The 13,522-nt window shown below is 63.5% G+C and carries 13 protein-coding genes and 1 pseudogene; 4 read left to right on the top strand and 10 right to left on the bottom strand.

Features of this window, described 5'->3' with window-relative positions; translation table 11 throughout:
- Nucleotides 1–267: 267 nt before the first annotated feature.
- From CO671_RS15940 to CO671_RS15920, 4 genes and pseudogenes are all read left to right on the top strand, one after another.
- On the top strand, nt 268–1,053 hold the full coding sequence (locus CO671_RS15940; protein ID WP_097606722.1) for an IclR family transcriptional regulator: 786 nt from the start codon (nt 268–270) through the stop codon (nt 1,051–1,053).
- Between the two features lie 73 nt (nt 1,054–1,126).
- Nucleotides 1,127–1,963 carry an amidohydrolase gene (locus tag CO671_RS15935; RefSeq protein ID WP_097606721.1) on the top strand — a complete coding sequence of 279 codons (837 nt, stop codon included), beginning with the start codon at nt 1,127–1,129 and terminating at the stop codon, nt 1,961–1,963.
- A 195-nt stretch (nt 1,964–2,158) separates the two neighbouring features.
- Nucleotides 2,159–2,329 (top strand): annotated as a pseudogene (locus CO671_RS15925) (cupin domain-containing protein); the annotation flags it as partial.
- 385 nt (nt 2,330–2,714) lie between these two features.
- Complete coding sequence (locus tag CO671_RS15920) at nt 2,715–3,119, top strand: helix-turn-helix transcriptional regulator (RefSeq protein ID WP_004668301.1); 405 nt, start codon at nt 2,715–2,717, stop codon at nt 3,117–3,119.
- 41 nt (nt 3,120–3,160) lie between these two features.
- Here CO671_RS15920 and CO671_RS15915 read toward each other — a convergent pair whose 3' ends face one another.
- From CO671_RS15915 to CO671_RS15875, 10 genes are all read right to left on the bottom strand, one after another.
- Nucleotides 3,161–3,427 (bottom strand): hypothetical protein, encoded by a 267-nt coding sequence (locus CO671_RS15915; RefSeq protein WP_004668299.1) that lies wholly within the window; start codon nt 3,425–3,427, stop codon nt 3,161–3,163.
- A 65-nt stretch (nt 3,428–3,492) separates the two neighbouring features.
- Complete coding sequence (locus CO671_RS15910; RefSeq protein WP_097606720.1) at nt 3,493–4,236, bottom strand: TfuA-like protein; 744 nt, start codon at nt 4,234–4,236, stop codon at nt 3,493–3,495.
- Nucleotides 4,233–5,498 carry a YcaO-like family protein gene (locus CO671_RS15905; protein WP_097606719.1) on the bottom strand — a complete coding sequence of 422 codons (1,266 nt, stop codon included), beginning with the start codon at nt 5,496–5,498 and terminating at the stop codon, nt 4,233–4,235. The genes CO671_RS15910 and CO671_RS15905 overlap by 4 nt, the downstream gene beginning before the upstream one ends.
- Before the next feature lie 12 nt (nt 5,499–5,510).
- Entirely contained in the window at nt 5,511–5,654 is a 144-nt protein-coding gene (locus CO671_RS33755; RefSeq protein WP_010029296.1) for a hypothetical protein, read from the bottom strand.
- A gap of 103 nt (nt 5,655–5,757) precedes the next feature.
- Nucleotides 5,758–7,710 (bottom strand): BTAD domain-containing putative transcriptional regulator, encoded by a 1,953-nt coding sequence (locus tag CO671_RS15900; RefSeq protein WP_097606718.1) that lies wholly within the window; start codon nt 7,708–7,710, stop codon nt 5,758–5,760.
- A 248-nt stretch (nt 7,711–7,958) separates the two neighbouring features.
- Complete coding sequence (gene nadC, locus CO671_RS15895; protein ID WP_170964991.1) at nt 7,959–8,882, bottom strand: carboxylating nicotinate-nucleotide diphosphorylase; 924 nt, start codon at nt 8,880–8,882, stop codon at nt 7,959–7,961.
- Nucleotides 8,860–10,401, bottom strand: a complete 1,542-nt coding sequence (locus CO671_RS15890; RefSeq protein WP_097606716.1) for an L-aspartate oxidase — start codon at nt 10,399–10,401, stop codon at nt 8,860–8,862. Before CO671_RS15890 ends, nadC begins: the two co-directional genes overlap by 23 nt.
- Complete coding sequence (nadA, locus tag CO671_RS15885) at nt 10,398–11,369, bottom strand: quinolinate synthase NadA (RefSeq protein WP_097606715.1); 972 nt, start codon at nt 11,367–11,369, stop codon at nt 10,398–10,400. Before nadA ends, CO671_RS15890 begins: the two co-directional genes overlap by 4 nt.
- A 69-nt stretch (nt 11,370–11,438) precedes the next feature.
- Entirely contained in the window at nt 11,439–12,368 is a 930-nt protein-coding gene (locus CO671_RS15880; protein WP_170964990.1) for a hypothetical protein, read from the bottom strand.
- A 338-nt stretch (nt 12,369–12,706) separates the two neighbouring features.
- Nucleotides 12,707–13,522, bottom strand: a complete 816-nt coding sequence (locus CO671_RS15875; protein WP_010031211.1) for a 3-methyl-2-oxobutanoate hydroxymethyltransferase — start codon at nt 13,520–13,522, stop codon at nt 12,707–12,709.

Genomic DNA, 13,522 nt, shown 5'->3' with positions numbered 1-13,522 from the left:
GGTGCGTATAGTCATATCTTGGCGAAGGCCGGGCTGAGATGGAATAGGTTGTCCGTCAGCGCCTGCCATTTTCCCTCTTTGCGCGTTGCGGCCCGCCTGAGGCAGGGCACGATGCCGGCTTCTCGTCGTTTCCGTCGATCAGTTGTCTTCAGCAATAATTTGTCTGTTTATAGACAAACAGACGATTGGCCAAGGGTCAAGCGCGAAGTTTTGCTTTTCCGGCCGCGGTTCTGCGTATATGCAGAATAGTATTCACAGGAGGATGGAATGGAGCCCGACGAGTCAGACCGCTACCGCGCTCCTGCCCTCGACAAGGGCCTCGACATCCTGGAACTGCTTGCCGGCGTCGACAGCGGCCTTACCCAGGCGGAAATCGCCAAGCGGCTCGACCGCAGCCCCAACGAATTCTATCGCATGCTCGACCGCCTGGTGCGTCGCGGCTACGTCACCCGGCTGGACGGCGATCGCTATTCGCTGACGCTGAAGCTTTTCGGGCTTGCACAGCTGCATGCGCCGGTGCGCCGGCTTGCCTCCTACGCCACGCCGCTGATGCGCGATCTCGCCCAGCGCGCGCGTCAGGCCAATCACCTGGCCGTCTTCGATCGCGGCGCCGCCGTTGTCATCGCCCAGCAGGAAGCGCCGGATTATTGGGGATTCTCGATCCGCATCGGCGCCCATATCAGCCTGTTCGACACCGGTTCGGGGCATGTGCTGCTCGCCTTCCGCAGCGATGAGGAGCGGGAGATGATGATATCGGAACATGTGCGCAACCGCGCTGATATCGAACTCGGCGCCGAATTCTACGATCGCCTCGATCAGATCCGCGAGCGCGGCTACGAGATGATGGCGAGCGCCCAGACCTCCGGCGTCTACAATCTGTCGGCGCCGGTTCTCGGGCCTGATCGGCGCTGCATTGCCGCGCTGACCTGTCCGTTCATCGCGCTCGTCAATGCGCCATCGGCGCCCGACATCACGCAGACGATCATGCTGGTGCAGAAGACCGCCGCCGAACTCTCGCAGCTTGCCGGCGCCGACGTCACCATCCCGGCCTGAGCTTGCGGAATTTCTATTTGAACAATCCATTCACCAGGGATAGGTTGCCGCAAGCCAGCCTTGGAGGAACCCCGTGCTCATCGACACCCATCTGCATGTCATCGATCGGTCGGCGCTCCCCTACCCCTGGCTCTCCGGCGTGCCTGCGCTCGACCAGGATTTTCTCTACGAGACCTATGCAGCCGAAGCGCGCCGCTGCGGTGTCACCAAGGCGCTGCATATGGAAGTCGATGTTGATCCGGCCGCCATGCAGGCCGAGACCGACCACATTGCCGGCATCGCCCAAAAGCCGGGCAGCCTGATTGCCGGCGCCATCGTCTCCTGCCGGCCGGAAGATGAAGGCTTTGCCGCCTATCTCGAGCGGCAGAGGGCCGATCCCTTCGTCAAGGGATTTCGTCGCGTGCTGCATGTCGTGGCCGACGACGTCTCGGAAGGCGCGCTGTTTCGCGAAAACATCAGGCGCATCGGCGGCAGCGGTCTGACCTTCGACCTCTGCACATTGCCGCATCAGGCCGGACGCGTCGCCGCCCTCGTCGATCTTGCGCCGGATGTGCAGTTCGTGCTCGACCATTGCGGCGTGCCCGATATCCGCTCGGACGCCTTTCAGCCGTGGAAGGCCGGCATATCGGAGATCGCCCGGCGGCCGAACGTCATCTGCAAGGTTTCGGGCGTCGTCGCCTATGCCGATGCCGAGACGTGGACGGCGCAGACGCTGCGGCCCTATATCGAACATGTCATCGCAAGTTTCGGCTGGGACCGGGTCGTCTGGGGCAGCGACTGGCCGGTCTGCACGCTTGGCGGCGGCCTTTCCACCTGGGTCGCGGCGACCCATGCCGCGCTCTCCGGCAGCAGCGAGGCAGAGCGTTCGAAGCTGCTCTTCGCCAATGCCCAACGGCTCTGGTCACTCTGACGCGGCTTTTGCCGGGGTCAGGGCGGCAGCATCATCCTGTCCGTGGAGGATGGCCGCGCCGGCATAGTGTATCGAAGTGGTACGGTCGGCATCCTGCAAGCCGGCGCGCAGGAACAGGCAATGATGGCACATCGCGGCGTTGCCATGCGCCCGAGCATAGGCCGGATCGAGTTCGACGGCGCGTTCGAGCAGCCCGTCAGCGAAAAGCCGGCACGCGTGCTGATGACTGTTTCTCCACCTGGGCACGAACAATATTTTGAAGAACTTTCCAAGCTCGCTGCATCCGGCCCTCCGGGTCCCATGGCGCTTGCCGACCGTCGAAGCCGCTACGACACGGATCGGATATCCATTCTGACGACAAGGGCGCAGGCTCGATCGACAATTTGCGCTGCGACCGCACAACTGCCAAATCACAATCGATTTAAGGATAATTAATTCAAAATATTGCACCCTTCTTTGCGCAGCTTTGCAGGCGCGGGGCGTGGTAATCCGGAACATGCCGGCGGTTGGAATCAAGGGTAGCCCGCCCTCTCTCCCGTAGGTGACGCCACATCCCAAAATCAGGTGATGTATCGTCCAAAAGTACTACTTTGGCATGCTTTTTGCTCCTGCTAATATGAAGCGAGGTGATGTTTCGGTTTGGGACGACTTACAGCCGGGCAATTGCTAGCTTTGTGTAACTCAGGTAAAAGTTGTCAGACACGGATATGGCGAATAACCTCATCTCCGTGTCCTCAGGAGGGAAAATAAAATGAAAGAAGAACCGCACGCAGTGGATGTCCACGTCGGGAAGACCATCCGCATACAGCGTCTGCTGCGGAAAGTCTCGCAGACCGAATTGGGCGATCGCGTCGGCGTGACATTCCAGCAGATCCAAAAATACGAAAAAGGCTCCAACCGCGTTTCCGCCAGCATGCTGGTCGAAATCGCCGGCGCGCTGAAGGTCGACGTCAGGACGTTCTTCGACGACCTGTCCACTCCTGATACGGCCAACGACAACCCCGCTCCCAGCGAGGAATTCGTTATTTCGCGCGAGGGCGTCCTTCTCAACGCCGCGTTCTTCTCGATCAAGAACGAAGCGCTTCGCAAGAAGATCCTGAAGCTCGTCCAGGCAATCGCCCACACCGAGCAAATGGACGGTGAAGCGGCCGAATAGGCCGGATCTCCTTCACGCGTTCCGAACGGACTGCATGAAGGTCAATGGCGATCGATCAGGATCAGATTCTCGCTGGCGTCCTTCATTGCGATCTTGGCCTTGCTGCCGAGCAGTTTCTCGAGGTTGACGTCTAGCTCCCTGTCCGGATCTATGCCGTCCCAATCGATGACGACCTGCAGCAGCGCCATGTTCGTCAGGTGCATCAGATTACGCAGCTGAAGCTTTTCAGCCTCCTCCTTGGCTGCCGACAGCAGCCGGAAGATCCTTGCGTATTCACTGCCTGTACCTTCGTTATGTTGTTCAAACATTGTCCCGCCCCTTTGGCCGTGGAGGCCTCAGATTCCATCACCACTGCATCTTTTCGCCATTACCGTTATACAAGCGTTACAGGCGTCACACTGCGCGTGACTTCGGCGTGCAAAAGCTCCCAGTGAGAGGTCGCGGCAAAGTGCCAGTCACGGTTGATGGGCACGAATTCGTCACGGCGCAGCCATTCCAGCACCAGCCGCGCGTCGTCCCGCTTGCGTTCCACCCGGTTCTTGCGCAGGGCGGCGAGCAGATGGTCGCGGCGCGCCTTGCGGAAATGGCACTCGTCCACCACCCGCGCATAGGTGCGTTCGGAGAAATGCAGGAAGCGGCCGGAGAGCAGCAGTTTCTTGCGCTCGCCCGACGAAATCTCACCGCCGGCATGAAGCGCATCGATCGTCGGCTCGAAATCGACCCAGGGCACCGAAAGCGGCAGCCAGCCGAGCGCCTGCGGCGCATGCACCAGCGCGACGGCCTCGTCGTCGAGCAGCCGTCCGGACTGGTAATCCTCGAAGATCGAGCCGAGCCCGACCATGCCGAAAGGAGCGCATTCGGCGGCCCGCAATGCGCCCATGCTGGCGCCGCCGGCAACGGCGACATCGTGCTCGAGCGCGTAGAGAATTTCCTTGTGCCAGACCGAAGGCAGATCGCCGAAATAGCCGTCGACGAGGCCGATCGCGGTGGCCCCATCCTCCACCGCTTTGAGAATGTCGCCGCAGACGGCAGGCGGCCGGAAATCAATGCAGGGAGACATGTTTCTCGCTGCGGCAAGACCGCCACCAAGGCTCGGACCGACGAACAGAACCTTCATGATTGGGCTCCCCTCATGGTGTTGACGGCGCGCAGGCCGAGTTGGATGTACTGACCTGAAATATCGACCTCCAGGCCCGGCACGATCACCCTGACGACGGAGACCGGCAGAGCCTGATAATGCGGAAACGGCACGACGACGATCTGTTCGATGCCGGTCGCCGTCAGCCGATCGGCAATGTGGCCGATGGTCTCCTGGATGGTTGCGGGACGGCGATGGCGGGGCTGGAAGGCGCGCATTCGGCTATCGCCCTCCCAGAGTTCGACCACCTGCTGCATCGCCGCACTCTTGTCGAGCCGCTGATAGATGCGCGGCGAGAAATCGTCGCGGCTGCCGGCGATCGCCGTCAGCCGGCTCTGCGCCGCCTCGGTGATGGCCCGCAGCGCAGCACGCACGGGATCGGGGTGGCAGCCGCAGCCGCCGCAGACATGGGCCCAGCGCGCATCGACGCGGTCGGACAGATTGCCCGGCATGATGACGGCCAGAAAAGCCGGGACACCGATATCCGTGGTCATGTCGAGCAGCAGCAGACGCATCCCGGCGCGCGAAATCCGGTCGGTCATGACATCGATGACCGCATCGCCGAAGGAGGCAGGATCGATGCGGCTCTCCTTGAGGCGCTGCGGCGATTTCAGCTGGGTCAGAGCCCAGGCGTCGCGCTCCACCAGTTCGCAAAGCCCATGCAGGACCGCTTCGGACGGCGTGTTGCCGGAGGCGAGCCCGTCGCTCGACTGCTCGAAGCCCGACGGCCGCTCGCCGCGATGGTCAAGGCCGACGAGCCACCAGGGGACAAAGACGCTGCTGCCGGAGAGGATGTCGAGGCCGGAGCACCAGGGGATGGGGCCGCCGCCGATGTCATCGGGCGCGCAGCGCGCAACATTGTCGAGATCGATCATGGCGGCGCCTTCCGCCCGCATGCTCTCGACGGTCGCCAGTGTCAGGTCGGCTGGCGCAATTTCCGCGATCCGCGTCTCGATCGCCTCCATGGCGGCCGACGCCATGGCGGCATCATTGTCGATACCTTTGCCCTGGAAGACCGAAAGCGTATGGCTGTTCGGCCTCGTCGCAAAGGCGACGGGGATGTTCAGCACGTCGAGGGCGGTCAGCAGGCCGACGCGCGTAATGCCGAATTCGCGCAGATGCGGCCTGATGGCGGCCAATGTCTGCGCCGGGGTGAGCGCACGGTCATGATAGTCGCTGACGCCGGCCGATGATCGTTTGAGGTCACCGGCTAGCGTCTCAAGGTCGGCGAAAGCGGACATGCCATCTCGTCCTTAGCGGAACTTCAGGGCATGTGTCAGGTTTTCGAGAGCATTCGCAGCGACATTGAGTTCGTCCTGCTTCATCGCAGCCTTGGCTGCAGCCGAGAAACGCGGCTGGAAGGGCATTGCGGCATTGGTTTCAACGCTGGTTTTCATTGTCCATCTCCAATGGGATAGGCAGCGGGCTGCCGTTAACCATTGGAAAAGAACACTGCCTGCGTCATTTAAGCGTTACAGGCTTCGTTAAAAGGCCGGATAATCATGGAAGTCCGGCCAGTTGCAGGCCATGAATCAGCGTTTCGGTGTACCGGGGATCGCGATCGGGCACGAAATGGCGAATGTCTTCGCTGCGGAAATCCGGGAAATTTTCCAGAACAACCTTGGCATAAGTGCCGGCCTTTTTCACGTCGCCCGCCATAGCATGGGCGGCGGCGAGCAGTCGGGCGGTCGCCTGTTTGGACTTCACTGGCTCAAGCGCTTCGATCGTCTGTTGGTATTCTCCGCGATCGAAATGAATGCCGCCACGATTCCAGTAGTAATAATCGGGGGGCAAGGGATTAAGCTTGAAAGCAGCCTTGTTCAGGTCCAGCGCTTTGTCAAAGTCACCGTTGTGGCACAGGGCATCGGCATAATCGGCTAGGATGTCGGCATCGTTGGGATTGAGATCCTGAGCCTGCTGGAAATATTCCAGGCTTTCATCGAAACGGCGGCGGTACAGCGCCACGAAGCCGAGTTCGCGGTAGGCCCGGCCGCTGTTCGGGTCGGATTGCTGGGCGAGCCGCGCGGCCCCATTCGCCTCGTCGAGCAGGTCGGTGTCCTGCATGCCGCGGATCAGCCATTCCATGCCGAGCGCGCGCGACACGCCGGCATGGGCGGCCGAGAAATTCTCGTAACGATTGAGCGAAGATTTGAACCATTTGCGCGCCTGGCGCAGATGCTGCAGGTCGGTCTGGGCGATCAGCCGCTTGCCTTCCAGATAGAGACGGTAGGCGGATGGCGGCGCATCGCCGATCGGCATCACTAGTTCGTGGCGCTCGATCGTGTCGGCGAGCGAGGAAACAATCCGCCGTGTCAGATGCGCGAAGGATTCGCTGATCTTCTGCATGACCAGCGGCAGTTCCAGCGCCCAGATCACCTCCGACGTCGTCGTCCGCGTCAGCCTGCAGGTCGCATAGACATCCTCGTCGCGGCCCTGGATGGTCACGTAGACCGCATAATCGAAGCTGAGGTCGAGGGGGCCGGGGACGGCGCGCGCCGGATCGACCGAGCGGCTGAGGATCTCGAGGCTCGTATGGGCTGCGATCACCTTGAAGCCGCGCTGCTGGCTGAGGCCGATGGTGACGTCTTCGAGAAGGGCCCGGCCGACGCGCTCCATCAGCGGATCGGTAAAAATACTTTCAGGCGGCAGGATGATGATCCGCGGCTGGCCGAGCGGGTCGGCGAAGCCGCCGAGCGCGGAGGACGGGCGCTCGGCCGCGGCCTGTGCTGCCGGGACCAGGCCGAGTTCGCGGGCAAGCGCGGTGGTGCTTTCCTCCGGCTCGGTATCAAAGTCGTCCTTCAGCTGGCTCTTGCACTTCAGATAGGCCTGACGGGCCGCGGCAAGATCGTTCATCCTGACATAGAGGCGCATCAGGGCCCGATAGGCCGTCTCGCTGGCGGGGTCGAGTTCCAGCAGCCGCCGGGCAAAGGCGACCTGCTCTTCCTCCGATCTGTCTTCGCCAGCCTCGACCAGCCGGGTGAGATGGGCGGCGCGCAATTCGTCAACACGCTGGCGCTCGAAGGTCAGCCAGTCCTCGGCCCCCTGCGTCGGCGACTTGGCGCCTTCGAGCAGTTCGCCATTCAGGATGTCGCCGTCTTCAGCGGCGAGCGGCCCTTTCTGCTTCAGCAAATGAACGTCGACTTCCCAGCCATCCGCAAGCCCGATATGGGTTCGGGTTGCGGCAAGCAGCGGCGGAAGCTCGGCGGGGATACTCTGCTCGATGCGCGACAACAGCTGGCGCAGGCTGCCTGCCCGCTTTTCCGGCAATTCCGATTGCCAAAGCTGTCGCCTGACGGTTTCGCGGTCGAGTTCGAGATTGGCTTCGGCGGCGAGCATGGCGAGGAGAAAATAAGACTTCTCCGGCAAGGGGAGTTCCCTCCCCGCTGCCAGCAGTCGCGGCCTTCCGAGCAGGCAAAGCCTGCTCGTCGACATCTGTCCGGATGTCCGTTGCATCCCGCTTCTCACCCCTGAAAGCCAAGCGCGCATACGCACTCGCCGGTCAACTCTATGTTAGAGCTATATGCGGTCCGCGCATAGCGGCTTTGCTATCGAAAAGCGGATTTTTCGTCGAATATTTGCATTTTTTCGCGTCTGCCGACAGGAAATGCTTGCCAACACTTTCCAGGCGACACGAATTGCCGTCCGTTATTTCAGCCGAGCGAGGCTCGATGGCCGGCAATTTCAGCGAGCAGAGCCGAGGATCACAGCACCGGTGCGACGCGTTTGGCGCGGGGTTCCGCCGCGGTTGCGGCCTCGACGAAATCGAGGCCGATATCCAGCACCGGCGCGCTATGGGTCAGCCAGCCGACGGAAATGAGGTCGACACCGGAGGCCGCGATTGCGGCGGCTGTTGCCGGCGTCACCCGGCCGGATGCCTCGGTGATCGCCCGGCCGGCGACGACGGCGACGGCCTCGCGCAGCTGATCCGGCGTCATATTGTCGAGCAGAACGGCATCGACGCCTGTTTCCATCGCCTCATGCAGCTGATCGAGCCTGTCCACTTCGACCTCGACCTTCACCAGATGGCCGACACCGGCCCGGGCCCGGCGGATCGCCTCGGCAACGCCGCCGGCGATCGCCACGTGATTGTCCTTGATCAGCACGGCGTCATAAAGGGCGAAACGGTGGTTCATGCCGCCGCCGGCCCGCACCGCATATTTCTCCAGCGCCCTCAGCCCCGGCGTCGTCTTGCGCGTGCAGGCGACAGAAGCTTTGCTGCCGCTGATGACGGCGGCAATCTCGGCCGTCACGGTGGCGATGCCGGAGAGATGGCCGAGGAAATTCAGTGCGGTGCGCTCGGCGGTGAGCAGGCCGCGCGACGGACCTTCGATGGTGGCGATCACGTCGCCTGGTTTGACCGCGTCGCCATCCTCGACATGGCGTCGCAGGACGATCTCGGGATCGACGAGCGTGAAAGCGAGCTCGGCCGCGTCGAGACCGGCGATCACGCCCGGCTGACGGGCGGCCATCACCACCGTCGAGCGGTGATCCCTAGGGATGACAGATGCCGACGTGATGTCGCCGGCGAGGCCGAGATCTTCGAGCAAGGCCGCCCGCACCAGCGGCTCGACGATCAGGCGCGGAAGGGGAACGAGGCTCATCTCAGGCACTCCTGGCAAGGGCATAGGGCGGGGTTGCGCGGGCGATCTCCAACGCCTGGGAAAGGCGCATCCGTCGGCGTTGCGCATCGGCGAGCTTCAGCGGAAAATCGGTGCGGGCATGGGCGCCGCGCGATTCCATCCGCAGGCCGGCAAAGACGGCGATCAACAGCGCGACGATGGCCGGATCGGCGGCAGGGCCGCCACTTTCGGCAAGCGGCAGCAGGGCAGCGATCGCGTCCTGGACGGCATCCCGATTGCGCAGCACGCCGAGATGGCGCGAGACGATCGGCCGGACAAGCGATGCGTCGGTCGACACCGGCAGCCTTTCGGATTGGCAGGGACTGCCGGTGCGTGCCGGCATGCCCGCTATGTCGCGCGCCGCCCGCATGCCCATCACCGCTGCCTCCAGCAGTGAATTGCTGGCCAGCCGGTTTGCGCCGTGCAGGCCGGTCGATGCCGCCTCCCCGGCAACCCAGAGGCCGGGAACCGAGCTGCGGCCGTTGGCATCGGTCGCGACCCCGCCCATGTGATAGTGAACGGCCGGGCGCACCGGAATGAGGTCTTTCGCCGGATTGATTCCGGCTTCACCGCAAAGAGCTGCGATAACAGGGAAGCGTGCGGCAAACCGACTGCCGAGCGCGTCACGAGCGTCGAGGAAGACCCTGCCGCCGCGGGCGATCTCGGCGCTGATGGCGCGCGCCACCACATCGCGCGGCGCAAGCTCGGCGCCCGGGATACGGGCCATGAACCGCTCGCCGCGTTCGTTGACGAGCAAGGCCCCCTCACCGCGCACCGCCTCGCTGACCAGCGCTAAGGGCCTGCGGCGTGAATCGAGCGCCGTCGGATGGAACTGGACGAATTCCATGTCGGCGAGATCGGCACCTGCCCGTGCCGCGAGCGCGATCCCTTGGCCGAAATTGCCGAGCGGATTGGTGGTCGCATCATAAAGACCGCCGATGCCGCCGGTGGCGAGCACCACCTTTCCGGTCGGCAGGATGGCGGCTCCACCCGCGGTCGCGCAGAGCAGGCCGGCGACCTCGTCGCCGTCCATCAGAATCCGCCGCGCTTCGAAGCCTTCGAGCACGGATATGGCGGGCGTCTGCGCCACGGCCCGCACCAAGGCGGCGATGATTGCCGCACCCGAGCCGTCGCCTTCGGCATGGACGATGCGGCGGCGATTATGGGCCGCCTCCAGTCCGAGCGAGAATTCTCCCGCCGCATTGCGGTCGAAGCGCACGCCGGCCTGTTCCAGCGCTGCAATTGCCGACGGCGCCTCGGCGATGATGCCGGCCGCGACGGTCCGATGGCAGAGCCCGTCGCCGGCCGCAAGCGTATCGGCCAGATGCAGCGCCGCGCTGTCGTCGGCGCCGATGGCGGCGGCAATGCCCCCCTGCGCCCAGGCGCTCGAGGTCTGTGTGCCGAGGGCAGCGCGGGTGACGATGACCGAGGGTTCCGGCGCCAGCGTCAGTGCGGTCATCAACCCGGCCAAGCCGCTGCCGACGATGACGGTGCGCCCGCCAAGATGATCGAGACGTTCGCTCATATCGCCAGCATCCTTTCGACGGCGCGCCGCGCCGCAGCGGCGATTGCCGGATCGACCGTCACTTCATGGCGGTTTTCCTCAAGCGCGGCGCGGATATTGGCGAGAGTGATCCGCTTCATATGCGGGCAGAGATTGCAGGGACGAATGAACTCGACTCCGGGATGGTGCACGGCGACGTTGTCGCTCATCGAGCACTCTGTCAGCAGCACCACACGCGCCGGCTTCCGGCTGCCGACATAATCCGACATCACGGCGGTGGAGCCGGCGAAATCGGCCTCGGCCACGACGTCGGGCGGGCATTCCGGATGGGCGAGCACCGTCACGCCGGGGTGGTTTTCGCGCAGCTGGCGGACATCGTCGGCGGTGAAGAGTTCATGCACTTCGCAATGGCCGTGCCAGGCGATGATCTCGACATCGGTCTCGCGGGCGACGTTGCGCGCCAGATATTCGTCCGGGATCATCAGCACCTTCGGCACGCCGAGCGATTCCACCACCTGTTTGGCGTTGCCCGAGGTGCAGCAGATATCGGAGGCGGCCTTCACCGCGGCCGAGGTGTTGACATAGGTGACGACGGGCACGCCGGGATGGGCCTGGCGCAACAGCGCGATATCCTCCGGTGTGATCGAATCCGCCAGCGAGCAGCCGGCGCCGAGGTCCGGGATCAGCACGGTTTTCTCAGGGTTCAACAGCTTGGCGGTCTCGGCCATGAAGTGCACGCCGGCGAGCACGATCACGTCGGCATCGACCTCGATCGCCTTGCGGGCGAGCGCCAGGCTGTCACCGACGATATCGGCCACGCCGTGAAAGATCTCCGGCGTCTGGTAATTATGCGCGAGAATGACGGCGTTGCGGCGGCGCTTGAGCGCGAGGATGGCGTCGACGTCGTTCTCGAACGCCATCCATTCGGCTTTGGGGATGACGCGGCTGACGCGCTCATAGAGCGAGGATGCGGAAACAGGATGATTCATGGCCGGCTCCTAATTATGCTCTATTTGAGCATATCATGGGCAAAGAGATATTCTCGTTCTGAGCATATGTCAATTGCGGGAGAGCGGTAATTTCGTTCCGGCGAGTGCCCGTTCCTCGAGCACGGTGTGGCGGAAGCGGAAAAGCTTGGCCGGCCGGCCGCCGGTTTCGCTTTCCGTGCCGCCGGTCTCCTCGACCAGTTCCTGCTGTTCGATCAGGCGGCGGAAGTTCTGTTTGTGCAATGTCAGCCCGGCGAGCGCCTCGATGGTGCGCTGCAGTCGCAGCAGCGTAAAGCTCTCCGGCATCAGCTCGAAGACGACGGGGCGGTATTTGATCTTGGCGCGCAGCCTGGCGATCCCGGTCGCGAGAATGCGGCGGTGATCGGCAAACATTGCCCGGCCGAGATTGGCTTCACCAGCACATCCGGCTTCGGCCACGAGCCCGGCTTCATAGAGCAGTTCGTAGCGTTGCAGCGCCAGATCCTCGTTCCAGCCGCCGCCATCGAGGCCGAAGGTGAAATCGGCGCGGCGATGGCGGTGATCACGCCGGGCCGGATCGGCATCCGCCCAGCTTCCGAGGCGCGTCATGATCTCATCCAGCACGGCCGGGCGGCCCTGCCGATGGTCTTCCCAGGGGAAATAGTCGTACCAGCCGTGCCATCCCGGCCGGCCGGCGCCCGCCTGCTCGTTGACGAGGCCGAGATAGCTGATCGAAATCGTCCGCCCGCCCGGGATGTCGTTGTTTCGGTCGCGGTCGGCGAAGGTATAGAGCTGCTCGAGATAGCCGACCGGGTGCTCCGTCTGTTCCTGGATCCATTCGCGCAGGCCTGATTGCAGGGTGCGATGGCCCATTTCGAAGGGACCTGACGGCAGCGCGCCGCCGGACCGGATGGTCATCACGCGCGGCTCATCCCCCGTCACTGCGACGAGCACCGCAATCAGTTCCGCATGCGCAAAGCCGATCGTCACAGGGGGCCGAATACTCCGTTCCGAATGGGTCATTCCTGACACAGGCGGGAGCGGAAGCCAATGGAACGGAAGCCACTTCGCGGGCCTTCCACATCTCTCTGTCTCTCGTGAAGATGCCTTTCGCTTGCGCTCAAGGCGTTCGTCGCGGGCGCTCCTCACCCCCTCATCTGCCCTACGGGCATCTTCTCCCCGCTGGGGAGAAGGGGGAGCAAGATGCAAGCTTCGTTTTCTGCAAGCGAACCTTTTAGGAGGGCGAGACGCTGCCACATCCCCCTTCTCCCCAGCGGGGAGAAGATGCCGGCAGGCAGATGAGGGGGTGAGCGACGATAGGAGCGAATGCGCTGAGCGCAAGCGAAGGCAAGAACAGACGCTCAGCTATTCCCCGTTTCGCCCGCCAGCCGATCCAGGAAAGCCTTCAATTCGCTTTCCTCGATGCCGACGAGATGGCGCTTTTCCGGGTAGGCGCCGGTTCGGACATCATCGGCGAATTCAGTGAAGGCGGCGATGCGTTCGCGCTGCAGCCGGTCGTGTTCGGCGGCGAAGTTGCGGTAGACCTTGGCATGGCGGGGATAGTGGTCGCGGTTGGCGCCAAGCACGTCGTCGGCGAAGAGATATTGGGCATCGCAGCCGCTGCCCGCCCCCATCGAGATCATCAGCATCGAAGTATTGCTGCTGATGGCGGCAGCGACATCGCCCGGCACGACTTCGATTTCGGCAGCGAAGGCGCCGGCCTCTTCCAGCGCCTTGGTCTGCCGCCAGATTTCGGCCGCACTCGCCGCCGTCTTGCCGACGGCGCGGAAGCCGCCGGTCCAGGTCGCCTTCGACGGGATCAGCCCGAGATGGCCGCAAACGGGAATGCCCTCATCGCGCAGGCGCCGGACGATCTGTAGGCTGGCGGCGCAATAGACCGCGTCGCCGCCGGCCTTCAGCGCCGCGAAGGCGGCGCGCAGATAGTCTTCGGCCGAAACATGGTCGCCATATTCGAGCCCCGGAATGGCAAAGGGCGTGGGCGCGATCTCGCGAAAGACCGGACCAAGCAGCGATGGCGGCACTGAGACGATGTCGATCCCCGCCTTTTCGGCCGCTTCCGCCTCTTCCAGCGAGGTGACGCGCAGCATGGTCAGCTGGCGCTTGCCTTTTTCCGAAAGCAGATCGGCGACGGTTGCACGCTTATGTTTTTTCATCAT

Source organism: Rhizobium sp. M10, from assembly GCF_002531955.1.
Lineage (GTDB): Bacteria > Pseudomonadota > Alphaproteobacteria > Rhizobiales > Rhizobiaceae > Rhizobium > Rhizobium etli_C.
This window is presented reverse-complemented; position numbering and strand designations above follow the sequence as displayed.